This is a genomic window from Ruegeria sp. BHSB056 (genome assembly GCF_059613305.1).
The window spans coordinates 1-25075 of the sequence record NZ_JBXWSG010000053.1; the positions used below are offsets into that span (position 1 = coordinate 1).

Consider the following 25075-nt stretch of genomic DNA (forward strand, 5'->3'; position numbering starts at 1 on the left):
AGGCCGAAGTGCGCAAAGCTTACAAGAAGCTGATCAAGGTGTTGCACCCGGACATGAACGGCGGCGACCGGTCGCAGGAAGAGCAGCTGCAAGAGGTCGTCTGGGCCTGGGACCAGATCAAGGACAGCCGGAATTTCAAGTAGGGTCACCGTCAGTCGCCAGTTGTATACACAGTTTGAAACGATTGTGAGGATGCTGTCTGGAAACCTGTTTCAATTCCCGCGATAGTGGCAGGGTATAGAACCAGAGCTTTTCCCGGAGCGTCCACTGTGCGTATGCCTTTCTTACTGTTGCTTGCCTCTCTTTGCGGGCTGGTCGTGGCGCAGTTCTATCCGACCGAGATGGACTGGCTGTTCCTTTTGTCCCTGCTTTGTGTGTTCGCCAGTACGATCCTTCTGATCCGGGCCTGGTTCGACTGGCGCAGGGCCAACACATGGATCATCGTGGACGGGTCGAACGTGATGCACTGGAAAGACGGCGCACCGGATCTGGCTACGTTGCGGCAGGTTCTGGCCAGCCTGAAGCAAGCCGGGTTCAAACCGGGCGTCGTGTTCGATGCGAATGTCGGGTACAAGGTCGAAGGGGAATACATGAACGACCGGGCGCTGAGCCGCGCCCTGGGCTTGCGGGCCAAGCGAGTCATGGTGGCGCCCAAAGGCACGCCAGCAGATCCCCTGATCTTGCAGGCCGCGCGGGACAGCAGGGCGCGTATCGTGACAAATGACAGGTTCCGCGACTGGGAGGACGAGTTTCCGGATGTGTTGAAAGCGGATCGCCTTGTGAAAGGTGGTTTTCGCAAGGACGAGCTTTGGTTTTCGCTTTGACCACGCGACCACAGCTTTACGCAACGATCCGGGTTTCGTAGCGTTCAGGAGTGATACCGACGGGCCCCTGCCCCGAAATAACCGTGTTGGATGCAAGCACCGTGGCACGCAAAGAGCAGAAACCGCCAAAAGCCAAGATCCCGCCGGATCATCCGTTTTCAGACATCATCAGCGATGCGTACAGGGTTTTTGCCTATCCAAAGCCGAGCAGCATCGAGGTTTGCGAAGGCTGCTGCATGGACGCCGACATTGAGGCGGATTTCTTCACGCCGCCCATTGCCCAGCTGCCCCTGCATTACGTTCAGGACTGGTTCTTTGCCGCTTGTGATCCTGCGGGGATAGCCCGCGACACATGGGGATACCTGCTGCCCCGGATCCTTGAGATTCTGGCCGTGGACGAAGACCCCGCCAGCGTTGGGCTGGAGGTGAGCCTGAACCGGTATGAAACCGGCAACCCGAAGAACTGGTCGCCCGAGGAATGGCAGGTTCTAGACCGGTTCCAGCGCGCATATTTGAAACGCGAGATGGCACGGGAACGCGGCTGCCTGGACGATACGCTTTGCATGTTCGCCCTGGCAGGATGGCCGCTGGAGTCGCTGTTCGAACAGGTCGCCGCAAGCCCGGATACCGAATTGGTGCTGCGCCTGTGGCGCGATTGGTGCGCATATTGCGTTCCGGGGCGGGACTCGATCTGGATTACCGCATTCTGGAACAGCCCCGGCAATACGCGGGCCTTTGAGTTTTACACCTCGGAAGCGATGCACGACAGGATGACCGGCATTGCGTTCGCCGAGGACACTCCGGAGGATATCGTGGAAAAGGCGCTGGCCGTGGCCAGTGTTATCGAGACCCATGCCGATTGGGCCATGGGCGGGTTGACAACCTAGGGTCTGAGCCATGCGCGAATGATGTTGGGTTGATGTCCCGGAGGATGAAGGCGTCAAACCTTGTTCGGTTGATCCCCGATTGGCAACTAAAGCACTAATGCTGTTAACAGCGCGGCGTGATCCGGGTGCGCACCAACAATGGCGCCACGATTTCCGCAACGCGGGACTATTCTGCGAACACGTCTCGCAACGCGCGTGCCTCGCGCCCGGTCAGGCAGCTTAGGCGCGTTTGGGGGTGTGGTCCTGCGTCTGAACGCAACACCGGAAAGAGCGCGCGCAGTTCTTCGACATCCTCGCGATGCAGTGATTTCAGCGCCATGTCGCCCGGGAACAGGCTTTCGCTTTGCAATCCGTGCGATGTGAGGATCACATGTTCGGCGCAGGCGATGTGATAATATGTCACCGCTTCGCCCGTGGTCACCTGCCGGATGGTATCATCGTTGACCAGATGAATGGCCGCGCAGAACACGCTTGGCGCGCCAAAATAAAGCTCGGCCCGCCAGCCCCCCAGCACAACGCGGTGTTGCGGAGAGAGGTAAAGATCCCTGTCCGGCAGCCCCTTGCCCAACGCATCGCGCCGGATGCAGACCGGGTTGAACTGGGGCCGGACCCGCAGGATTTGCGCGCTGAGTGTTCGTTTGCCGATCCATTCGATGGGCAGCGTGGTCCCGCCGGCTACGCAAACCCGGTCACCCACGGCCAGATCTTCGACCGGGCGCGGGCCGCGATCCGTTTCGATCAGGGTGCCCGAGACAAAACAGGGCGGATTGGTTGGGTTCAGATCACTCGGGGTGATCTTCCAGTTGCCAGTGGTCATCGGACCGGTTGGGTTATTGGCATCCCAGGCGTAGATTTGCCCGCCGACCTGAATGAATTCTCCGGTTTCCCCGGTTCCGCGGTAGTTTCCTTGCCCCAGATAGGTGTAAGGCTGGAAAGTCGCGCCCCCGTCAAACGACACCATCGATCCGCTGATGATCGCGGATTGTGTCGTGTTCTGGACGATGAGATCGTTCTGGCCCGTTGTTCTGGCCGTATGGAGAAGAACGTTAAATGCCACCGGGCGTCACCAAGGCCATGCTGGCAGATATCGACGCCTGCTGATCACTCGACCCAGAGCAACATTGCAGACGGAGCCGCACCCGGCATTCCCGTTTCACCAACACCCGATCACTTATAAAACGCCCCATAAGACCATTTTATATGTCTGATAAGGTCACTTTCCACAACATATAGTTTGCCGAATGCCCACCTGCTTGCAGCATTTCGGACACATGGTTCGGCATCTGCATCCGATCAGGCCGCGCTGTCATTGAGGAATGCAGCGTGATCTGTGCCTTGTACCCGTCGCGACCAAGGATCGCACGCGCGTCAATAGGGCCAGTTTGAAAGAAAAACCTGCTCACCTTTCCGAGCGGGCGGCTTTCCCTTGCCCTTGCCCGCAATATGTTGCACCACACACGGGTTCAAACCCGGCAATACGGGCCAAAGGATAAGGACAAGGCGAATGGCTGACGGATCGATCGATGTAAACGCAAAACCCACCGAAGATATCTCGGTCCGTGACGTATTTGGCATTGAGACGGATATGAAGGTCAAAGGGTTTGCCGAAGCCACCGACCGTGTGCCCGTCATCGACCCGACCTACAAGTTTGACCCCGAGACAACATTGGCGATCCTGGCGGGCTTTGCCCATAATCGCCGGGTGATGATTCAGGGTTATCACGGCACCGGCAAATCGACCCATATCGAGCAGGTCGCCGCCCGTCTGAACTGGCCCGCCGTGCGCGTGAACCTGGACAGCCATATCAGCCGGATCGACCTGATCGGCAAGGACGCGATCAAACTGCGCGATGGCAAGCAGGTGACTGAATTCCACGAGGGCATCCTGCCCTGGGCCCTGCGCAACCCCGTCGCCATCGTATTCGACGAATATGACGCGGGCCGGGCCGACGTGATGTTCGTGATCCAGCGCGTGCTGGAACATGACGGCAAGCTGACCCTGCTGGACCAGAATGAGATCATCACGCCGAACCCGTGTTTCCGCCTGTTTGCCACTGCAAACACCGTGGGTCTGGGCGATACCACGGGTCTGTATCACGGCACGCAGCAGATCAACCAGGCGCAGATGGACCGCTGGTCGCTGGTCTCGACCCTGAACTATCTGAGCCATGATGCCGAGACGATGATCGTGCTGTCGAAGGCGCCACACTACAACACCGCCGAGGGGCGCAAGACCGTCAGCCAGATGGTCACCGTGGCCGACCTGACCCGGACCGCCTTCATGAATGGCGATCTGTCCACTGTCATGAGCCCGCGGACCGTGATCAACTGGGCGCAGAATGCCGAGATCTTCCGCAACGTGGGTTATGCTTTCCGCCTGTCGTTCCTGAACAAATGCGACGAGTTGGAACGTCAGACCGTGGCCGAGTTCTATCAGCGTTGTTTCGACGAGGAACTGCCGGAGAGCGCCGCGAGCGCGAGCCTTGGTTAAGGCAAGCATCACCTCTGCGCTCATTGCGACCGTATGCGCTGGCTGTACACCGGTCAGATTTGAAAACCGTTACCCAAATGCCTACTTGGAAGAGGACTTCATATCTTCTCATGACGGTGGAGACGCGTTCGGCGCTCTCAGTTGTGGGTCAGTTTTTCACTATTGGGCAGCGTACAATAGCAAGAACGGTCTCCAATCCGCAAACGAAACCAAAGCGTCAAATGCGTTTCACACGTTACTCGCAAAAATGAACTATCGTTCTGGATGGAAAGACCTACAAAGCCTGTGGAAACGACCTGTATCCAGCGAGGAGCTTGAGCAGTTTGGCCCCCGTGAGGATCCTGTAACTGGTCGGATCTCGCACTCACTTTTTGACAAGTGCAAGAGACTGGCTTCAAGATACCCAGAAACGCAAAACCTAGCAGTTTTTTGAATGAGTAAACCAAACGACAACCCTGCCGATCCCTTCAAGAAGGCCTTGGCCGAAGCCACCAAGGTCATGGCCGATGATCCTGAGCTGAACATTTCGTACACGGTCGATCCGTCGGGCTTGTCGGGTGAGTCGATGCGGCTGCCGCAGGTGTCGCGCCGTATGACGCGGGAAGAGGTTCTGCTGGCGCGCGGCACGGCGGATGCTTTGGCGTTGCAGCGCCGGTATCATGATGACGCAACCCATGCGCGCTATGCGCCTCCGGGGGACATGGCGCGGGACTTGTACGAGGCGATGGAAACGGCACGTTGCGAGGCGATGGGCGCGCGGGACATGCCCGGCACTGCCAGCAATATCGACGTCAAGATCGGGCATGAGGCGATCCGGCGCGGATATGACCAGTGCAAGCAGCCTGCCGATGCGCCCTTGTCGGTGGCGGCGGGATACCTGATCCGGCATCTGGCCACCGGGCGCGATCTGCCGCCTGCGGCCGAGAACATCATGAACCTGTGGCGCGGGTTCATCGAGGAACAGGCCGGTGGCGTGTTGGAGAACCTTGATGACGTGCTGTCGGATCAGGCGGAATTCGCCAGGTTCGCGCGGCAGATGATCAAGGATCTGGGCTATGGCGACCAGCTGGGTGATGACCCCGACGAGTTGGACGACGAACAAGAAGATCAGGCCGAGGACGACGCCGAGGAACAGCCCGATCCCGACAGCACCGGTCAGGATGATCAGGACGATCAGGACGCGGATGCGACGCCTGAGCGGACGCAGGAAGAGCAGCAGGATCAATCTCAGGCGCAGGTCTCGATGGATGAGATGGCCGAGGATGAGCTGGGTGACGAGGCCGAGATGCCTGATGGCGAAGCGCCGCTGGAGCCGCCTGCCCCGCCGCCCGCATCCGAGGCCGATCCGGATTACAAGGTCTATCTGAGCACGCATGATGAAGAGATTGCCGCCGAAGATCTGGCCGAACCTGCGGAACTGGAACGGCTGCGGGCCTATCTGGATCAGCAGCTTGAACCTTTGAAAGGGGCGGTTTCGCGCCTTGCCAACAAGTTGCAGCGCCGGTTGCAGGCGCAACAGAACCGCAGTTGGGAGTTCGACCGCGAGGAAGGCATTCTGGATGCGGGCCGTCTGGCGCGCGTTGTCGCCAACCCCACCACACCGCTGAGTTTCAAGGTCGAGAAGGATACCGAGTTCCGCGATACGGTGGTCACGTTGCTGCTGGACAATTCGGGGTCGATGCGGGGGCGTCCGATCTCGATCGCGGCCATCTGCGCCGATGTTCTGGCGCGGACGCTGGAACGCTGCAATGTGAAGGTCGAGATTCTGGGCTTTACCACGCGGGCGTGGAAAGGCGGTCAGGCGCGCGAGGCGTGGTTGAACGATGGCCGCCCGCAGCAACCCGGCCGTCTGAACGACCTGCGCCACATCATCTACAAGGGGGCCGATGCGCCGTGGCGGCGGGCGCGGCCCAATCTGGGTCTGATGATGAAAGAGGGCCTGCTGAAGGAAAACATCGACGGCGAGGCGCTGGAATGGGCGCATCGCCGGATGATCGCGCGGCGCGAGCAGCGCAAGATTCTGATGGTGATTTCGGATGGGGCTCCGGTTGATGATTCAACCCTGAGCGTGAACCCCGCCAACTATCTGGAAAAGCACCTGCGCGATGTGATTGCCATGGTGGAGAAGCGCAAGATGGTCGAGCTGCTGGCGATTGGCATCGGTCATGATGTGACCCGGTATTACGACCGTGCGGTGACAATCACCGATGTGGAACAGCTGGCCGGTGCGATGACGGAACAACTGGCGGCCCTGTTCGACAGTGATCCGCGCGCGCGGGCGCGGGTGATGGGGATGAAGAAGGTCAGCTAGGCTGGCCTTGCCTCCGGCGGGAGTATTTCCCAAAAGATGAAAAGGCGGCGATTTCGACCGCCCGGCTGAGGGAGGTGTAGTATGTTCCAATCCTTTGAGGTGACCGCGCGGCCCGAGCAGGGGCCGCCGCGTCTGGCTGCGTTACGCGCGGAGCTGGCGCGCGAAGAGTTGGACGGGTTTCTGATCCCGCGTGCTGATGCGCATCAGGGCGAGTATGTGGCCCCGCGGGATGAACGACTGGCCTGGTTGACCGGATTTACGGGATCGGCCGGGTTCTGTGCTGCGCTGACCGGCATGGCTGGCGTATTCGTCGACGGGCGGTATCGCACGCAGGTCAAGGCGCAGGTCGCGGATGTGTTCACGCCGGTGCCGTGGCCTGACGTGAGCCTGAGTGCATGGCTGAAGGAGCAGTTGCCCGGTGGTGGCAAGGTGGGTTTCGACCCGTGGCTGCACGCGGCAGGGCAGATCTCGTCCACGCTGGGCGAGCTTGAGGGCGCAGGCATCGAACTGGTGCGCTGCGGCAATCTGGTGGACCGCATTTGGGCGGATCAGCCTGAACCGCCGATGCAGGCGGTCAAGGCGCATCCGATCGAGTTTGCAGGCGAAACCGCTGACAGCAAGATTACCCGACTGGCCGCAGACCTGCGGCAGGCCGGGCGAAAGGCCGCGGTGATTACATTGCCGGATTCGATCATGTGGCTGCTGAACATTCGGGGGTCGGATATCGCCTATAATCCGGTGGCCCACGGGTTTGCGATCCTGCATGACGATGGCCGGGTCGATCTGTTCATGGCTGCGGCAAAACTGTTGGAGGTGCAGGATCATCTGGACCCGAAGGTAACGGTGCGCCACCCTGCGGAGTTTCTGGACGCGGTGGCAGCGCTGGACGGTGCGGTACAGGTGGACCTGAGCACGGTGCCGCAGATCGTGGCGGACGCGTTGGGCGATGCCATGGTGGATGGCGGCGACCCCTGTGCCCTGCCCAAGGCCTGCAAGAACCCGGCCGAAATCGCGGGCAGCGCCGAGGCGCATTTGCGTGATGCGGTGGCGGTGGTCGAAACCCTGTGCTGGCTGGACGCACAGCCCCCCGGCAGCCTGTCCGAGACGCTGGTGGTCACGCGGCTGGAAGAAAACCGCCGCAGGGACAATGTGTTGCAGGATATCTCGTTCGATACCATTGCCGGGACGGGTCCGAACGGAGCGATCATGCATTACCGCGTGACGGACGAGACCGACAGCCGGTTGCAGGATGGTCATCTGCTGGTGCTGGACAGTGGCGGGCAATATCTGGATGGCACCACCGATATCACGCGGACGCTTGCCATCGGCACTGTCGGGGCGGAGGAAAAGACCTGCTTCACCCGCGTGCTGAAGGGCATGATTGCCATGTCGATGCTGCGCTGGCCCGCAGGGCTGGCCGGGCGCGATATCGAATGCGTGGCCCGCACGCCGCTATGGGCGGCGGGGCAGGATTTCAATCATGGCGTCGGACATGGTGTCGGGGCCTATCTGAGCGTGCATGAAGGACCGCAGCGCTTGTCGAAGGTCAGCCATGTCCCGCTGCAACCCGGCATGATCCTGTCGAATGAGCCGGGATATTACCGCGAAGGTGCCTTTGGCATCCGCATTGAAAACCTTGTGGTGGTGGAAGAGGCCCCGGCCCTGCCCGGTGGCGATGCGGAACGCGCGATGCTGTGCTGGCGCACCCTGACATTTGTGCCAATTGACCGCAGGCTGATCATGGAGGATATGTTGACGCCTGACGAACGCGGCTGGCTGAACGCCTATCATCGCGACGTCGCGGAAAAAATCCGCCCAAGGCTGGGACATGACGCGCAACTGTGGTTGGATGCCGCAACTGCGCCGATCTGACACCCGCCTGTTACATAGAACGGGCAGAGGAGAGGCCCCAATACGTCGACGGAAGGAATAGAAATGACTGAGATCACGATCCAAAAAGCACCGGGCAAATGGACTGTCCGTTCGGGCGGTGCGATTCTGGGCGAAACGAGCAACGCGCTGGAACTGCACGAAGGCGACAAAGCTCCGGTGATTTACTTTCCGCGTGGCGATGTTGCGATGGCGTTTCTGGACCAGACCGACAAGGTGACGCATTGCGCCCGCATGGGTGATGCGACGCATTTTTCCATCGTCAACAAATCCTCGGTGACCGAAAACGCGGTCTGGAGTTATGAAGACCCGGTTTCCGCCGTGGCCGAGATCAAGGGATACCTGGCGTTTTATCCGGTGGACTCGGTGAAGGTGGAACAGATTTAAAGGCACCGGACAGGGTTTCAACGGAGGCTTTGGGAACGCTTGTCCCGGTCGCGGGAGCCTTATGAATGTTCCTCGGCTGCGGTGGCTGCAAGGGCCCGGTTGTACGCCTTGAGCGCGTCGACATGGTAGAGCGCGCCGACGGGTGTCTCGGACCCGTCCTGTTCCAGAACGATAACCGGAATGCAGGGTATGTCGTCACGGTCGAAATAGGGCATCGCGGCCTCAAGCGTGGCGCTGGCCTGAATACACAGGCCCTGTTCGATCAGGGCGTGCGCCTCGTCCGCAGTGATTGAACGGTCATCCCCGATGGGGCGCATCACCGCCCCGGCGCGCAGCATCGCCAGCAGATAGGCCTGCGGCCCGGCGGCTAGGTGGACATCGCGGCGTTCCAACTGGGTCAGGAAAAATGACCGGTCCACAAGGCGCGACGCCAATGCGGTGGATATGGATACAGTCACCATCACGGCAAGGCCGATCTGCCAGTCTCCGGTCAGTTCAAATACGATCAGAGTGGTCGAGATGGGCGCGCCCAGCACCGCAGCAGCCACGGCGCCCATTCCGGCAAAGGCATAAAGCGTATGCGTGCCGGACACATCCGGCAGCAGCCCAGTGGCGATCAGTCCGAACGCCAGCCCGGTCAGCGCGCCGATCATCAGGGACGGTGAAAACACCCCGCCCCCCATGCGCCCGCCCATGGTGATCGCCACAGCCACTGTCTTGGTCACCGCAAACAGGATCGCGGTAGTCAGCAGCAGATCACCGGTCAGGGCGCGGATCGTGGTCTGATAGCCGACACCGATGATATGCGGGAACCAGATCGCCATCAGCCCCAGCATCGCGCCGGACACGGCCGGGCGCAGCCAGCCCGGAATGGACAGGCGGTTCTGGATATGGCTGCCGATATCATCAGCAAAGAAGATCGACCGCATCAGCAGCAGCGCAACAAAACCGCAGATCAGGCCAAGGATCAGGAAGGCCGGAAGTTCAACATAGAATTGCAGCGATCCGGGCGTTTCCAGCGTGAACTCGGTAACGTCGCCATATTCCAACCGGTTGATCACCGTTCCGGCGACCGACGCGATGACGATCGGGGCAAAGGCATGCACGGCGAAGTGGCGCAGCACAACTTCGAGCGCGAACAGGGCCCCGGCGATGGGGGCGTTGAAGCTGGCTGATACGGCGGCGGCGACAGCACAGCCCAGCAGATCACGGCCCGTGATCCCGTCGGCATGGATGCGGTTGCTGACCCAGGTGGAAATCACCCCGGCCATATGCACCACGGGGCCTTCGCGGCCCGTTGACCCCCCGGAACTGAGCGTGATCAGCGAGGCAAAGAACGAGGCGATGCCGGCCTTGACCTCGACCCGTCCATCGGTGATGGCGGATCCTTCGATCACATCAGCGACAGACCTGACGCGCCCGTCATTGGTGAACCGGTTCAGGATCAGGCCCACGACCAGCCCACCGATGATCGGGATGATCAGGATCATGAACCACGGCAGTTTCTCGGCATGGCTGTGCAGCAGCAGAACGTCGTCGGTGTCGTAGAGATAGGCCTGCAACGCGCGGATGGCCTTGCGGAATCCAAGCGCCATGAAACCGGCAGCGATACCGATGACCAGCGCGATGAACCAGAACTGGATCTGGCTTGGTCCCCGGCGCAGCATCACCCGCCACGCATCCCTGATCGCGGCCAGAGCCTGATTGAGCTGGTTGCGCAGAACGGTGCGGGTCGACTGGGTCATTGGCCCTCGGGGATCATCACGTAACCCTTAGTAAGCCACGGAGCACCCTAATAAAAGTGAGATAGCGACAGTGTGAAGCCAATTCGTGCCACGGGCGCATCAGGCCTGCAGCAGGGCCCGGGCGGCGGCGCGGGCCTCGTCCGTGATGGTGTCGCCCGCCACCATGCGCGCAATCTCGTCCACCCGGTCGGGTTGGGCCAGAGGGATGACGGTGGACAGGGTTTGCCCGTCCGTGACCTGTTTCTGCACCCGCCAGTGATGCGCCGCACGGGCAGCGACCTGCGGGGAATGGGTGACAACCAGCACCTGCCCGCCCTGTGCCAATGACGCCAGCCTGCGCCCGACCGCGTCGGCAGTGGCCCCGCCGACGCCGCGGTCAATCTCGTCAAAGATCATCGTGCGGGCGCTGTCATCGCCCGACAGGCACACTTTGAGCGCCAGCAGGAAGCGGCTGAGTTCACCCCCTGACGCGATCTTGTTCAGCGGCCCGGCAGGCGCGCCGGGGTTGGTGGCCACGGTAAAGGCCACCGCGTCGGTCCCTTCGGGGCCGGGTTCAGCCGGGGTGAGTTCGGTCCGAAACACAGCGCGTTCCATCTTGAGCGGGGCCAGTTCCGCCATGACGGCAGTGTCCAGCCGCCCTGCAGCAGCTGCGCGGGCCGCGCTGAGGTCGGTGGCGGCAGTGTCATAAGCCTTTTGTGCCGCGTCCACGGCGGCACGTCTGTCCGCCAGGTCGGCATCGCCTGCTTCCAACTGGTTGAGGCGGGTGCGCAGAGTGTCGGCAAACGCGCCCAGATCATCCGGGGCCACGTCATGTTTGCGGGCCAGTGCGCGGATGGCAAACAGGCGTTCCTCGGCCTGTTCCAGTTCCGAGGGGTTGAAGTCCAGCGCCTGAAGGCAGGTGTTCACGCCATCCTGCGCCTCGCCCAGTTCAATCATCGCGCGGCCCAGCGCGGCAATCGGCTCGTCCAGCTGACCGCCCGCGTTTCCGGAAACACCTTCCAGCCAGCGGATAGCGTCGGACATCGCCCCTTCGGCACCGTCCCCGGACAGCAGGGCGTAGGCGCGGGCGACATCATCGCGGATACGCTCGGCCCCCTGCATCATGCGGCGGCGGGCATCAAGTTCGGCATCCTCATTGGGCTGAGGATCAAGCTGATCCAGCTCGGCAATCGCGTGGCGCAGGAAATCTTCCTCACTTCGGACGGCAGCCAGAGCGGCCTCGGTCTCGGCCAGTGCCTTGCGGGCGCGTGACATGTCGGTCCAGGCCGCACGAACGGATGTCAGCCGGTCCGAAACCCCGGCGAAATCGTCCAGCATGGCCCGGTGGCCACGCGGGTTCAGCAGCCCGCGGTCATCGTGCTGGCCGTGCAGTTCGATCAGGGTTTCCGACAGCGCCCGCAGCACATCGCCCGAGCAGCGACGATCATTGACCCAGGCGGTCTTGCGCCCCTCGGCGGTGTTGATCCGGCGCAGGATCAGCTCATCCCCGCCCGGCAGGCCTGCTTCGGCCAATATCGCATGCGCGGGATGATCGGGGGAAAGTTCAAACTCTGCCACAACCTCGCCCTGCGCCGCACCCTGCCGCACCAGTTCGGCCCGCCCGCGCCAACCCAGAACAAAGCCCAGAGAATCCAGAAGGATCGACTTGCCCGCGCCGGTTTCGCCGGTCAACGCATTCAGGCCCGGCTGAAAACTGAGTTCCAGCCGGTCGATGATCAGCATGTCGCGGATATCAAGGGCGCGCAGCATCGGGTCTTCAGCGTCCCAAGCCTAATGCCATGGCGATTACAACCACTCACCCTTGATGGTCTGACGATAGATCGTGCTGAGCCAGTTGTTGCCACGGCTCTTGAGCTGGAGCCCGCGTGAGGTCAGCAGCTTGTAGGCATCGTCATACCATTCCGAGGATTGGTAGTTGTAGCCAAGGATGGCACCTGCGGTTTGCGCCTCATCCAGAAGGCCGAGGGACAGATAAGCCTCGACCAGACGATAGAGCGCTTCGGCGGTGTGGGATGTGGTCTGGAAATCCTCGACCACGACGCGGAAGCGGTTGATGGCGGCAACAAAGTGATCCTGACGCAGGTAGTATCGCCCGATCTCCATCTCTTTGCCGGCCAGATGGTCAAAGGCCAGATCGAATTTCAGCACTGCCGAGGTGGCATATTCGCTGTCGGGATAAACCTCGATCACAGTGCGCAGCGATTGCAGCGCCTGAAAGGTCAGCCCCTGATCGCGCCCGACCTCGTCAATCTGGTCGTAATAGCTGAGCGCCAGCAGATACTGGGCATAGGCCGCATCTTCGTCTGTTGGGTAGAAGTCGATATACCGCTGGGCCGCGGCCCGGCTTTCTTCGTAGTTCTTGTCGGAATGGAAAGAGAACGCCTGCATGATCAGCGCACGCTTGGCCCAGTCGGAATAGGGATACAGACGCTCGACCTCGGAGAAATACCAGGCCGCGTCATCCGAGCGATTCTGCGACAGTTCGTATTCGCCACGGGTGTAGATCTGTTCCGGTGTGAACCCTTCCAGATTCTGATCCCGGTCCGCGCCCTTGTTGCCAAAAAGGCCGCCTGCGTTTCCACATGCCGTCAAAACTGCTGCCAGAAGAACCGCGCCTGCGAATCTGACTGCCGCTTTGCTGCCAACCATACCGCCCATCCTTGTCGTCTTACTTAAGGGGGTTCGCCCCGAATTGAGCCATGGTCTAGCACAGAAAATTCCGGTGCAAAACGCCTTATGCAACATCTGGCGCAAATGTCGTCAGAGTTGATCTGATCAGGCGACTTCGGGAATTTCGTTTACGATCAGGCCCTGCCCCGGCAGGCGTGCGGCCTGTTCCGGCGTGCACAGAACCGGACGCACCGCGCCGGGTGTTTCAAACAGATTGCGCAGCAATGTGTTGGTCAGCGAATGACCCGACTTGTCGCCCGTGAAATGGCCCAGAATCGGCCCGCCTGCCAGATAGAGATCACCCAGAGCATCCAGCATCTTGTGGCGCACAGCTTCGTCGGCGCGGCGGAACCCGCCGGGTGTCAGCACCTCGTTGCCCTGCACGACCACGGCGTTATCCAGGGTACCGCCAAGGGCCAGCCCGTTTTCGCGCATGGCTTCGACATCAATGCGGCGGCAGAAGGTGCGGCAATCGCTGAGTTCGCGCGCGAACGACCCGTTGCGCATATCCAGCGTCTTGGTCTGGCTGCCGATTGCGCTGTCTTCGAAATCGATGTGAAAGTCGATGATCAGCCCATCCGCGGGCGCGATGCTTGCGCTGGCGCCTTCCCGCGATGCGGTGACGGTCTTCAGCACCTCATAGGCCAGCACCGGGCTGGCCTGACGACGCACGCCTCGGGCCATGATACCGCGTACGAAATCGATCGAAGACCCGTCCATGATCGGAACTTCGGGGCCGTCGATTTCAATCAGCGCGTTGTGAACGCCGCACCCGGCCAAAGCAGCCATGATATGTTCGATGGTGGATACCGACACCCCGGCGTCATTGACCAGACGGGTGCAAAGCGGGGTCCGTTCGACCACGTGATAGATCGCCGGGATCATCGCATCGCCCAGATGGATATCCGTCCGTTTGAACCAGATGCCATGACCAACTGCCGCCGGTTTCAGGACCATGGTCGCAGGCTTGCCGCTGTGCAGCCCGACGCCTTTAAACGTGACCGGAGATTTGAGCGTATGTTGCAAAATGGGCCTCGGCGAGTGGTGTCCAGCCTTCTCGGGCTGTGTTGAACACTGAGTTAAGGAAGGCCGCGTCAAGGCTCAACTCACTCTTTGTAACCGAATGAAACATGTATGTAACAGATCGGCAAAACCCTGCTTACACGTTCGTAAGCCACTGTTTTAAAAAGAATTAGGGCCGCCAAATGGCGACCCCATGAGTGGATTTTGTTACCGCGATCAGTTGGCCTGACGGCGCAGGAAGGCCGGAATTTCGATACGATCCTGATCCGGGTCGGCCTCATCGTGAATCGGTGCCGTGGCCTCGGACTGGCGCAGAACGGGCTGCTGACGCGGCGGTTGAGCCGGTGTGTCAGAGGCGTGCCCGGTCATCCGGTCGATCAGCCGATTGAAACCAAACCGCGAGCGTTCTTCGGGTTCGTGATGCGAAACCGCCGCTTGTGGGCGGGGGGCTGCGGCGCGCTGAGCTGCCGAGGGAACCTTCTGGACCGCTGCCTGCAAACGCTGGAGCGCTTCGGGCGACGGGGTGCCTGCGACAGGCGCGCGTGGGGCAACAAATGCCTCGGGCGCCGGTTCGACCTGCTCGGGCTGCGGCTCGAATTCGGCGACGCGCGGCTGATAGGCCGGGGGCGGCAGGTCATCCTCATCCCGCTCGTCAAGCGGCTGGAACTGCGGCTGGGCGGGCTCTTCCGCGGCTTCAAACAGCGAAGGTTCGCGGTTTTCTTCCATCTGCGGCGCGGGCTCTGCCATTTCGGCGGCTGCGGGCGCTTCTTCGCGACCGTATTCTTCAGCCGAAACGGTGCGGGTCAGCGGCTCGGACATCGAGCGGCGCGCGACCGGGACATCAGCGGTTTTTTCGGTGGCGTCGATGCCGGTTGCAACAACCGACACGCGCATACCGCCTTCCATGGCGGTATCCAGCGTCGAGCCGACGATGATGTTCGCCTCGGGGTCCACTTCCTCGCGGATGCGGTTGGCGGCTTCGTCCAGCTCGAACAGGGTCAGGTCGTGCGAACCGGTGATGTTGATCAGCACGCCTTTGGCGCCCTTGAGGCTGATTTCGTCCAGCAGCGGGTTCGCAATGGCTTTCTCCGCCGCCTGGATGGCGCGGTCTTCGCCTGTTGCCTCGCCGGTGCCCATCATGGCTTTGCCCATCTCGTCCATTACGGCGCGCACATCCGCAAAGTCGAGGTTGATCAGGCCCGGACGCACCATCAGGTCGGTTACGCCTTTGACACCCTGATACAGGACATCGTCGGCCATCGAGAACGCCTCGGTAAAGGTGGTCTTTTCATTGGCGAGGCGGAACAGGTTCTGGTTCGGAATGATGATCAGCGTGTCGACGACCCGTTGCAGCGCCTCAACGCCGTCTTCGGCCTGACGCATCCGCTTGGCACCTTCGAACTGGAAGGGCTTGGTTACGACACCCACGGTCAGCACACCCAGCTCACGCGCGGCCTGCGCGATGATCGGAGCAGCGCCGGTGCCGGTGCCGCCGCCCATGCCCGCGGTGATAAAGCACATATGCGCGCCTGCCAGATGGTCGACGATCTGTTCGATGCTTTCTTCGGCAGCTGCGGCACCCACGGCCGGACGGGCCCCCGCACCCAGACCTTCGGTGACCTTCACACCCAGTTGAACCCGCGCCGAGGACTGGCTTTGCTGCAGCGCCTGCGCGTCGGTGTTGGCGACGACAAAATCGACGCCGTCCAGCTGTTTTTCAATCATGTTATTGACAGCGTTACCGCCCGCACCGCCAACGCCAAATACTGTAATCCGAGGCTTCAGTTCGTCTTGCCCGGGCATCGAAAGATTCAATGTCATGCTCTGTCCGCCTGTATTTATGTTCCGCCAAAGCGGTGTTTTTCTTACCTATCCTTGCTCGATTCTAGCGGGCTGATGCGAAAAGGTCACGTCAAAAATCGCGATTCACCACAAAATATGGAGGAAATAAGGCAGAAACCGGCGGCATTTCGCAGGTACTGCCAGATATAGCGGAAACAACGGCGACCATCACAAGGCAGACGGTCCCGGCGCGAGGACTCAGCCGTTCGTCACGCTTTCGTCGACCATCATTTACACTGCGGAAAACTGCTCAGGTCCTGCCGCGAGGCCTCTGCCGGGCCTTGTGGATATCTTGAGGGATAAATCGACGCGCTGCAACCGGATTTTTCAACTGAGCGGTGCACTTGGACAGTTGAGGCTGGTTTCGGTGATGCTGCGCACCTCCTGGATTTCGCCATCTGCAAACGAGGCCAGACGCACCATCAGACGGCCTTCGTGCAGGAAGGGCCACCAGCAGACGGGAATACCATCCGGATCGTTGTCATACAGAAAGCAGATCTGACCGTTTGGCGTGGTGATCTGCCCATAGACACAGCCCTGCCCCTCTTGCCGCCAGACCGAGATGTGACGGTTCAGAAATTGCTCGGTCCCGACCAGATCGTTGCTGCGAATCTCATGGAAGGTGAGCGTTTTGCCGACGGCGGCATCCAGAAACGCTTCGGGCGTGATGATGGTCTGGGCCGAAACCCATCCCGGCAACAGGGCCGCACACAAAGCGGCCCGGCACAGGGGGCTACCAATTGTCACGGAACCACCGGACGGCCCGCTTGAACGGGCGCGCGGCGTAGGTGTCGACCGGGATTTCGAAATCCCACCATTCGTCCTGCGGGTGCGCCGCAAACAGGCTGAGCCCCACGGAGGACGAGAACGCCGGACCTGTCGCCGATTGCGGCAGGCCATGCACCCGCAGCGGGCGACCCAGACGCACGCGTTGACCAAGGATGCGGGTCGCCAGACCGTCCAGCCCCATGATCTGACTGCCGCCACCGGTCAGAACGATCTGCTGGCTTGGCATATGTTCAAACCCGGCCGCATCCAGACGCACGCGGACCTCTTCAAGGATCTCCTCGACGCGCGGGCGCATGATGCCGATCAGTTCGGCCCGGCTGACGGTGCGGCGGTCGTGTTCCCAGTCACCGGTATCGCCGCCAATATCGATCATGTCGCGGTCATCAGCGCCGGTCGCATGAACGCCGCCATTGAATGTCTTGATCCGTTCTGCCACTGCCGCGGGCACACCCAAACCCATCGAGATATCGGCGGTCACGTGATCGCCGCCCATGCGCACGCAGTCGGCATAGATCATGTGTTTCTTCATGAAGATCGAAACGCTGGTGGTGCCGCCGCCCATGTCGATACAGGCCGCGCCCAGTTCCTGCTCATCCTCGACCAGCGCGGAAATTCCCGAGACATAGGCCGAGTTTGCAATCCCGGCGAGTTCCAGATCGCAGCGTTTGATACAGCGCACGATGTTCTGGATCGCCATCGCATCGACGGTCAGCATGTGCATATCGACCGCAAGGCTTTGACCCATCTGCCCGCGCGGGTCGATCAGGCCCGAGCGGTTGTCGAGCGCAAAGTTGACCGGCTGTGCGTGCAGCACTTCACGCCCGTCGCCGTAATCCGGCACGTCGCAGGCGTTCAGAACACGGCCCACTTCGGCCTCGGACACCAGTTGGCCATCCAGATCGACCTGCGCGTCCAGCCCGTAAGAGCGCGGGTTGGCCCCCGAGAAACAGGCGATGACGTGATCGACGCGAATATCGGCCATCTTCTGCGCCGCTTGCAGGGCGGTGCGGATGGCGCGTTCGGTTTCCTGCATGGCGGTGACTTCGCCAAACTGTACGCCGCGCGAACGTGTCGTTGCGGCCCCGATCACCCGAAACCCCGTCTGCCCCGCCATTGAGCCGATGGTGTTATCTTCACTCAGCCGGCCCGATCCGTCGAAACGCAGAACGAGGCAGGCAATCTTGGAACTGCCCACATCCAGAATCGCGATCACACCGCGTTGCAATGCCTGGCGCCGCATCTGACGCATGGCGCGTTGGGACTGATAAAGATCGGTCATCATGCTCGTTACTGCCCGTTACTCATTGTCACTTTTGTATTCCACCAGTCTTCGCTGGCGGCTTTGGTCATTCGAATGGTGGGACGCTGGCCAAGGCGCATGTCGACCACGGCCACGTCGCGTTCCAGAAGGTCCTGCACCTCGTTCACCGCAAGCACGCGTTCCAGCGCGCGCACCGGGCGCTCGGTCGGCAGCATGATGCGCTGGCCACGGTCGAGGACCAGATCCCAGCGCCGTTCACCCACGCGCACCAGCCCGCGCACACGATTGCCCAGGCTGCGGGCGGTCTGAAAAATCTCGAGCGCCTGCGCCACATGGGCATCCGCGCCCGCGCCCGCGATCAAAGGCAGGTCGGCATGGTCCTTGCGAGAGGTGGTTTCCTTGACATGCGCGCCGGTCTCGTCGAGCAGTTCGAGCCCGTCATGCGTCCGCCAGACAATCACGGGCTGACGCTCGACCACGTTGACCTGAAGGATGCCGCCCGGACGGATGCGGACGGTGGCCGATTTCACCGGATCAAGCCCGGTGATCGTGTCGCGCATCTGTTCGACATCCAGATCCCAGGAACTGATCGGAAAATCCAGAGGCACGACCTCGCGAATATCATCGGACAGGCTGGTGCCTGCCCCGTCGATGGCCATCAGGTTAACCATGAACTCGGGGCGTTCCTGAATCGAGGTGCGAATATCGGCGATATAGGTACCAAGCGCCTCGCGCCGGTCCTGAGAGGCAAAATAGACACCAACTGCCGCGGCAATGGCGCAGATCGGCAGGCCAAGCTTGACGCCCAGACGGATGCCCGGTGTCAGCATCCAGCGCTGAAGACGATAGCTGAGGCGCGACGGGGCCGGATCACTGCGGCGTGCGGTGCGGGAAAACACCCGCGCCCCGCGCAGACGCAGAATGGGCTGGGTGTCATGCGGTTCCGTATCTGCCGAGGCAAAATCGGCATCCGGCCCGGCAAGGGGTTTGGTGCGATGGATTTCCAGAGAGCGGCTGGCGATTAACGGTTGCATGAGGCGTCCTTAACCATCCAGGCGCAGAGTTGGCCAAATGTCATGCCCAGATGCGCGGCCTGTTCCGGGGCCAGTGAAGTGGGCGTCATGCCCGGCTGGGTATTGGTTTCCAACAGAAACAGCCCATCAGCACCCGCGCTGTCATCCCAGCGAAAATCGGTGCGGCTGACGCCCCTGCAGCCCAAAGCATCATGCGCGCGCAGGGCATAATCCATGCAGCGATCAAAGATGTCCTGCGGGATATCGGCGGGGACCACGTGCCATGATCCGCCGGGTTTGTACTTGGCGTCGTAGTCGTACCAGCCGCCATCGGTCATGATCTCGGTCACGGTCAGGGCGCGGTCGCCCATCACGGTCACGGTCAACTCGCGCCCGGCCACGTATTTCTCGACCATGATCTGGTCGGGCATGTCTTCGGACAGCTGCGGCGGGCCATTGGCGTTTTCGTGGACGATGTAGATGCCGACGCTGGACCCTTCGTTATTGGGTTTAGCCACATAGGGCGGTTCCATCACGTGGGCGCGGGTCACCGCGGCCCGTGGAACGATCACACTAGGGACAACGGGCAGACCTTCGGCCTGATAGACGTCCTTGCTGCGTTGCTTGTCCATGGCAAGGGCCGAGGCCAGAACGCCCGAATGGGTATAGGGAATCCGCATCCATTCCAGCATCCCCTGCACGCAGCCATCTTCGCCCCAGCGGCCATGCAAGGCGTTGAAAACCACATCCGGCTGAATATCCAACAGGCGCGCATAGAGGTCGGGACCAGCGTCCAGTACGACCACTTCAATACCTTCTCCCACAAGGGCGGCCGCGCATTCGCGCCCAGAGCTGAGAGACACCTCGCGTTCCGCCGAGGGGCCACCCATCAATACCGCCACTTTGGGGTTTGTCCTGCTCGACATACCCAACGTGCGCCTCAATGTCCCCGGACCTTATGTGGTGGTCCGTACTGCGTTTATGCCTTTGATCCGTCGCCTGAATTTGCCTGTTTTGGTCTGACGGTCGGGGCTTTATTCTTTTAGCGGATCACCGATCCGCATGATTTCCCACTCTAACGTGATGCCGCTTGTTTCGTAAACCTTTTTTCGCACCTCTTCGCCCAGACCTTCGAGGTCATCAGCGGTGGCGGTGCCGGTATTGATCAGGAAGTTCGAGTGTTTCGGGCTCATCTGCGCCCCGCCGCGTGTCGCGCCGCGCATTCCCGCATCGTCGATCACTTTCCACGCCTTGAGGTCATGCACGTCATCAGCCTGCCCGGTCGAGGAAAACCCGGCCGGGTTGCGGAAGGTCGATCCGGCACTGCGGTCTTTGGTGGGTTGGGTTTCGTCACGCTTTTTCAGTTGCGCTTCCATTCGGGCATGAAGGTCATCGGGATCGCCGGACGGGCCTTCGAACGTGGCCGAAATCAGAACGGCGCCTTCGGGCAGGTCGGACTGGCGATAGCGAAAGTTCAGATCCTCGGGCGTCAGGTCCCGCAGGTCGCCCTGCCGGGTGACAATGGTGGCCTTGCGCAGCACATCCGCCGTGTAGCTGCCATAACAGCCCGCATTCATCCGCACTGCGCCCCCGATCGAGCCGGGGATAGTGCGCAGAAAGGTCAGGTCCACACCCGCATCCGCCGCCTTGCGCGCAACATGCGCGTCCAGCGCCGCCGCGCCCGCGGTGACGGTGTTGCCCTCAACCGAGATGGCGTTGAACCCGCGCCCCAGCCGGATCACAACGGCCCGCATGCCGCCATCGCGCACGATGAGGTTCGAGCCGACCCCCATCGGAAAAACCGGCACAACATCCGGCAGATCGCGCAGGAAGGCCTGCAAGTCTTCGATATCGGCAGGTTGAAACAGGTAATCCGCTGGCCCACCGACGCGGAGCCATGTGAGGTCGTTTAGGGGTCGGTTTTCAGTGAGTTTGCCGCGCGGGATCGGAATACAAGTCATGGCACGCTGGTATTACGCTACAGATGATTTGTCACCTGTCAGCTCCCTATTTTTGGCAAGACTGGCAAACATGCGTCTGACTAGACCTGTCGTAATGCCAAAGGTCAATCCGAGCGCCAAAGGGACGGCTGCACCGCTAAAGTAAGTCGACGTTACGTTGAATTCATGCACTGAACTTCCTGGTGTCGCAAGAAGCTCAAACGATACAGCAAGCGCATAAGCACCTGAAATCACCACAAACAGAAACAGAAAAACCGGCCCTCGAATCTTGCCCCGCGTAACAAGCTTATGAGAAGCTATCAGAGTTAGTAGCGTCACGGGTGATGTTCCGATAAGCATCCCCGCAACGATATCCATATTGTTAGGCATATTGATTCCTAGTCTTCATCTCCGCCTGCAAATGACGCACCGATTCTTCTTAGGCTTGAGCCAGCACGAGCACATGCAATAAACCGTAGAAGTTCGAGGCTGCGCTTTCGGAAATTGGTTCAGGTATCCGATCCGGTATTCCTGTTTGGGTGCGCTCCGCAGAACCATCGCATCAGGGCGCGATGCAATAGACCCGTGCATATGCCAACACTCAATCCAGCACCCAGCGGTAGAAGAGTTGCAATGAGATAATTGGCAGATGCGTATTTATAGACAACCGGGTCAAACCCATAGAGCATCCTGTCAAATGACAATGCCCGACCTACCGGCACAGATAAAATGAGAAATAACAGAATGTATACTGGCCCTCTGAACTTTCCCTTTTTTAGACGTATGTGAGCCGCCATCCAGATCAGAAAGAAGGGTATTGCCCGTGCGATGCTAAAAAAGGTAGCGCTTCCCAATTCAACCCCCAAAGCCCGAGCGCAACCAACGCCCCAGATAAATCACCGGCCAGCGCAGCACGGACATGCCCATTGCCAGCACCAGCAGCCCGATCCAGGGGCCATTTTCATAGGTGACATAGCCGACGATGGGAATGCCCACGATGATCAGGATATAGGCGCGCGTCCAGTGGTTGTCGGTGCTGGGGATCAGCGCAAGAACGTTGGCGGCAATGCCCCACAGGGCTGCCAGAGCGATAGACCACGTCATTCTGCGACCTCGCGCCCTGTCCATTTGCGCCAGTAATACCGGATGGGGTTGCGGAACATCGACACGAACCCGGCAAATGCCGCGACCGACCAGAACCAGCCGTGGACATATCCAAGCCATACGACCAGCACTGGTGCGCAGACCAACAGGACAAACCCCGGCGGGAATTGCAGCCGCATCGGCAGCATTGCCACGATGGTGGCGCAGATCACCCAAAGCGCTGCAAAGATCATCGAATAGTCCATTCGCCCCTCCGAGGACACGCGACTGTTGCGGTCAGAATATCACACTTTTAAGTTGTGCGACAAACAAATGACGCGTCAAACAGCTTGTTTTCTTTGCAATCTCTCGGGCAGGCCATTGGCCCAGGCGCTGATCGTACCGGCGCCGAGGCAGACGACCATATCGCCGGGACGGGCCTGTTCGCGCACGAGGCGTTCAAGGTCGTCTTCATCCAGCAGCGCACGGGCGTGGCGGTGGCCGTGACGGATCAGACCCTGCACCAGATCGTCGCGCGACGCGCCTTCGATCGGGTCTTCGCCAGCGGCAAAAACCTCGGCAATGGCCACGACATCGGCGTCGTTGAAGCAGGTGCAGAAATCGTCAAACAGGTTGGACAGGCGCGAATAGCGGTGCGGCTGATGCACGGCGATCACGCGGCCTTCGGTCGCCTGACGGGCGGCCTTGAGAACGGCTGCGATTTCGACCGGGTGGTGGCCGTAATCGTCGATGATGGTGACACCGTCGATTTCCCCGACCTTTGTAAAACGACGGTTGACGCCGCCGAAATTGGCCAGCGCGTCGCGGATTTCCGCAGCTTTCATGCCCAGATGGCGGGCGACAGCCACAGCGGACAGCGCGTTTGAGACGTTGTGATCGCCGGGCATCGGCAGGGTGCAGCCTTCGATCATCTTGTCTTCGTATTGCAGGTGGATGTCGAAATGCGCCACGCCGCCCTTATAGGTCAGGTTCACAGCCCGCACATCCGCCTGCGCGTTGAACCCATAGGTGCGCACGCGGCGGTCGGTGATGCGGCCGACAAGGGCCTGAACCTCGGCATGATCGGTGCAGCAGACGGCCAGACCGTAGAATGGCAGGTTCGAGACGAATTCGTAAAAGCCGTCGCGCAGCCTGTCGAAATCACCCCAATGTTCCATATGCTCGGGGTCGATATTGGTGACAATGGCAATGGTTGCGGGCAGGCGGTTGAACGAGCCATCGCTCTCGTCGGCTTCGACCACCATCCATTCGCCCTGCCCCATCCGCGCGTTCGATCCATAGGCGTGGATGATGCCGCCATTGATCACGGTCGGATCGAAATCGCCTGCGACCATCAGTTCGGCCATCATGGTCGTCGTGGTGGTCTTGCCGTGTGTTCCGGCAATGGCAATGTTCGAGCGCAGGCGCATCAGTTCGGCCAGCATGTCGGCGCGGCGGACAACCGGCAGCCCTCGGGCGCGGGCTTGGTCAAGCTCCGGGTTGCCCGGTTTGATCGCGGTCGAGACAACCACAACGGCCGCGTTTTCAAGGTTTCCGGCGCGCTGGCCGACGAAAATCTCGGCCCCCAAACTGGCCAGCCGGTCGGTGATCTTCGAGGCCTTCAGGTCCGAGCCCTGCACCTGATACCCCAGATTGAGCAGCACCTCGGCGATACCCGACATGCCAATCCCGCCGATGCCCACGAAGTGGATCGGCCCTACGTCCTGCGGCAGTTTGGTTGCTGGGTTCATGTGGTCTCCTTCTGCGCCAGCTGCTCGACCAGAGCGACCAGACGCTGGGTGGCATCGGGCGCCCCAACCGACAGAGCGCCATGGGCCATTTTCTGTGCGGCTTCGGGGTTCGTAAGAACCGTGGTGATTTGCTGTGTCAGCGTGGGAACGTCAAGCGCATTTTCCGGGATCATGATGGCCCCGCCGGCCTGGACCAGCCCGCGCGCGTTGGCGGTCTGATGATCCCCGGCGGCAGCAGCAAACGGAATCAGGATCGAAGGGCGACCGATGACCGAGATATCGGCCACGCTGGACGCGCCCGAGCGCGAGATCACCAGCTGCGCATCCGACATGCGGCGGGGAATGTCATCGAAGAAGGGCTGAACGTCGGCGCGGATTCCGTGGTCTTGGTAGAATGCGCTGACCCGTTCACCATCTTCATCCCGCGCCTGATGCGAGACACGGATATGCGCGCGAAGGTCTTCGGGCAGCGCGGCAATCGCACCGGGCACCATATCGCTGAGGATGCGCGCACCCTGCGAACCGCCCATCACCAGAACCGACATCGGATAGTCACCCGGCGGGATATACCCGGCGGCGGCACGGTCCAGAACCGCGGCACGCACCGGGTTGCCGGTGTGGATGCCATGCGCGCCTTCGGGCAGATCCGTCGGCCAGACACCGCAGGCCACCTGTGCAACGCGGGTTGCAAACAGCTGGTTCACGCGGCCCAGTACCCCGTTCTGTTCATGGATCATCCGCGGTATTTTCAGCAGGGTCGCGGCGCCCAGCGCCGGGATCGACGGATAACCGCCAAAGCCCACGACAACATCGGGTTTGTCGCGCATCATCTGGAAGATCATGCTGGTGACACCACCAGCGATAATCGGGCCAACCATCGCCTTTGCCGCCAGGCCGCCACGGGCGAAGGTGGCCGAGGACGCCTCGACAATTTCGGTCGAATGGGGAAAGCCACCGGTATAGCGCGCACCGCGCGGGTCGGTGGACAGGCGCACGCGCCAGCCCTTGTGCAGCATCGCCTCGGCCAGCGCCTGAGCGGGGAACATATGGCCCCCGGTGCCGCCAGCCGCAATCAACAGGTAAGGGTTCCCCATTATCCTCGTCCGCGCAGAATATCGCCTAGTTCGCCCTGTGGGCGGTTTCGGGTGAAGGCCAGCAGCATGCCAAC

The 25075-nt window shown here is 61.0% G+C and carries 24 protein-coding genes; 7 read left to right on the forward strand and 17 right to left on the reverse strand.

Annotated features, from left to right (window positions below):
- The 3 genes from AC2FND_RS13250 to AC2FND_RS13260 all read left to right on the forward strand — a co-directional run.
- Positions 1-143 (forward strand): DnaJ domain-containing protein (locus tag AC2FND_RS13250; protein WP_496770249.1); only part of this gene is annotated, 143 nt, incomplete at its 5' end.
- Between the two features lie 132 nt (positions 144-275).
- The gene (locus AC2FND_RS13255) at positions 276-824 is read left to right on the forward strand and encodes an NYN domain-containing protein (protein ID WP_267365904.1); all 549 of its coding nucleotides are present in this window, start codon (positions 276-278) and stop codon (positions 822-824) included.
- An 83-nt stretch (positions 825-907) separates the two neighbouring features.
- Positions 908-1711, forward strand: a complete 804-nt coding sequence (locus tag AC2FND_RS13260; RefSeq protein WP_496770232.1) for a hypothetical protein — start codon at positions 908-910, stop codon at positions 1709-1711.
- 166 nt (positions 1712-1877) lie between these two features.
- Here AC2FND_RS13260 and AC2FND_RS13265 read toward each other — a convergent pair whose 3' ends face one another.
- Positions 1878-2768: a Hint domain-containing protein gene (locus AC2FND_RS13265; protein WP_496770234.1), complete on the reverse strand. Its 891-nt coding sequence runs from the start codon at positions 2766-2768 to the stop codon at positions 1878-1880.
- A 139-nt stretch (positions 2769-2907) separates the two neighbouring features.
- Positions 2908-3114, reverse strand: a complete 207-nt coding sequence (locus AC2FND_RS13270) for a hypothetical protein (RefSeq protein ID WP_496770235.1) — start codon at positions 3112-3114, stop codon at positions 2908-2910.
- A gap of 101 nt (positions 3115-3215) precedes the next feature.
- Between AC2FND_RS13270 and cobS the strand changes: the two genes are divergently transcribed.
- The 4 genes from cobS (at position 3216) to AC2FND_RS13290 (ending at position 8790) form a co-directional block, all read left to right on the forward strand.
- Positions 3216-4202 carry a cobaltochelatase subunit CobS gene (cobS, locus tag AC2FND_RS13275; protein ID WP_209504507.1) on the forward strand — a complete coding sequence of 329 codons (987 nt, stop codon included), beginning with the start codon at positions 3216-3218 and terminating at the stop codon, positions 4200-4202.
- A 433-nt stretch (positions 4203-4635) separates the two neighbouring features.
- Entirely contained in the window at positions 4636-6513 is a 1878-nt protein-coding gene (gene cobT, locus AC2FND_RS13280; RefSeq protein ID WP_496770236.1) for a cobaltochelatase subunit CobT, read from the forward strand.
- An 81-nt stretch (positions 6514-6594) separates the two neighbouring features.
- Positions 6595-8385: an aminopeptidase P family protein gene (locus AC2FND_RS13285; protein WP_496770237.1), complete on the forward strand. Its 1791-nt coding sequence runs from the start codon at positions 6595-6597 to the stop codon at positions 8383-8385.
- 63 nt (positions 8386-8448) lie between these two features.
- Entirely contained in the window at positions 8449-8790 is a 342-nt protein-coding gene (locus AC2FND_RS13290; protein ID WP_209504510.1) for a DUF427 domain-containing protein, read from the forward strand.
- Positions 8791-8849: 59 nt separating this feature from the next.
- On the opposite strand, the gene AC2FND_RS13295 is transcribed toward AC2FND_RS13290, so the two are convergent.
- The 15 genes from AC2FND_RS13295 to AC2FND_RS13365 all read right to left on the reverse strand — a co-directional run bounded on the left by AC2FND_RS13295 (position 8850) and on the right by AC2FND_RS13365 (position 25001).
- On the reverse strand, positions 8850-10535 hold the full coding sequence (locus AC2FND_RS13295; protein ID WP_496770239.1) for a chloride channel protein: 1686 nt from the start codon (positions 10533-10535) through the stop codon (positions 8850-8852).
- 99 nt (positions 10536-10634) lie between these two features.
- Positions 10635-12284, reverse strand: a complete 1650-nt coding sequence (recN, locus tag AC2FND_RS13300) for a DNA repair protein RecN (protein ID WP_496770240.1) — start codon at positions 12282-12284, stop codon at positions 10635-10637.
- Between the two features lie 36 nt (positions 12285-12320).
- Positions 12321-13184, reverse strand: coding sequence for an outer membrane protein assembly factor BamD (locus tag AC2FND_RS13305; protein WP_267363885.1), 864 nt, complete (start codon positions 13182-13184; stop codon positions 12321-12323).
- 126 nt (positions 13185-13310) lie between these two features.
- Entirely contained in the window at positions 13311-14231 is a 921-nt protein-coding gene (gene lpxC / locus AC2FND_RS13310) for a UDP-3-O-acyl-N-acetylglucosamine deacetylase (RefSeq protein WP_496770241.1), read from the reverse strand.
- A gap of 213 nt (positions 14232-14444) precedes the next feature.
- A complete protein-coding gene (ftsZ, locus tag AC2FND_RS13315) occupies positions 14445-16049 on the reverse strand; it encodes a cell division protein FtsZ (protein ID WP_480486280.1) in 1605 nt (534 codons plus the stop codon).
- A 348-nt stretch (positions 16050-16397) separates the two neighbouring features.
- Positions 16398-16817 (reverse strand): hypothetical protein, encoded by a 420-nt coding sequence (locus tag AC2FND_RS13320; protein ID WP_209597776.1) that lies wholly within the window; start codon positions 16815-16817, stop codon positions 16398-16400.
- Positions 16804-18138 (reverse strand): cell division protein FtsA, encoded by a 1335-nt coding sequence (gene ftsA, locus AC2FND_RS13325; protein ID WP_209504922.1) that lies wholly within the window; start codon positions 18136-18138, stop codon positions 16804-16806. The genes AC2FND_RS13320 and ftsA overlap by 14 nt, the downstream gene beginning before the upstream one ends.
- A gap of 8 nt (positions 18139-18146) precedes the next feature.
- Complete coding sequence (locus AC2FND_RS13330; RefSeq protein WP_267363880.1) at positions 18147-19154, reverse strand: cell division protein FtsQ/DivIB; 1008 nt, start codon at positions 19152-19154, stop codon at positions 18147-18149.
- On the reverse strand, positions 19142-20065 hold the full coding sequence (locus AC2FND_RS13335; protein WP_496770251.1) for a D-alanine--D-alanine ligase: 924 nt from the start codon (positions 20063-20065) through the stop codon (positions 19142-19144). The genes AC2FND_RS13330 and AC2FND_RS13335 overlap by 13 nt, the downstream gene beginning before the upstream one ends.
- Before the next feature lie 102 nt (positions 20066-20167).
- Positions 20168-21094: a UDP-N-acetylmuramate dehydrogenase gene (gene murB, locus AC2FND_RS13340; protein WP_496770243.1), complete on the reverse strand. Its 927-nt coding sequence runs from the start codon at positions 21092-21094 to the stop codon at positions 20168-20170.
- 12 nt (positions 21095-21106) lie between these two features.
- Positions 21107-21463 (reverse strand): hypothetical protein, encoded by a 357-nt coding sequence (locus AC2FND_RS13345; RefSeq protein WP_496770244.1) that lies wholly within the window; start codon positions 21461-21463, stop codon positions 21107-21109.
- A gap of 465 nt (positions 21464-21928) precedes the next feature.
- A complete protein-coding gene (locus tag AC2FND_RS13350; RefSeq protein WP_496770246.1) occupies positions 21929-22177 on the reverse strand; it encodes a DUF2484 family protein in 249 nt (82 codons plus the stop codon).
- Complete coding sequence (locus AC2FND_RS13355; protein ID WP_209504521.1) at positions 22174-22422, reverse strand: DUF2484 family protein; 249 nt, start codon at positions 22420-22422, stop codon at positions 22174-22176. Before AC2FND_RS13355 ends, AC2FND_RS13350 begins: the two co-directional genes overlap by 4 nt.
- A 75-nt stretch (positions 22423-22497) precedes the next feature.
- Positions 22498-23907: a UDP-N-acetylmuramate--L-alanine ligase gene (gene murC, locus AC2FND_RS13360; RefSeq protein WP_496770247.1), complete on the reverse strand. Its 1410-nt coding sequence runs from the start codon at positions 23905-23907 to the stop codon at positions 22498-22500.
- Positions 23904-25001 (reverse strand): UDP-N-acetylglucosamine--N-acetylmuramyl-(pentapeptide) pyrophosphoryl-undecaprenol N-acetylglucosamine transferase, encoded by a 1098-nt coding sequence (locus tag AC2FND_RS13365; protein WP_480545751.1) that lies wholly within the window; start codon positions 24999-25001, stop codon positions 23904-23906. Before AC2FND_RS13365 ends, murC begins: the two co-directional genes overlap by 4 nt.
- Positions 25002-25075: the final 74 nt, after the last annotated feature.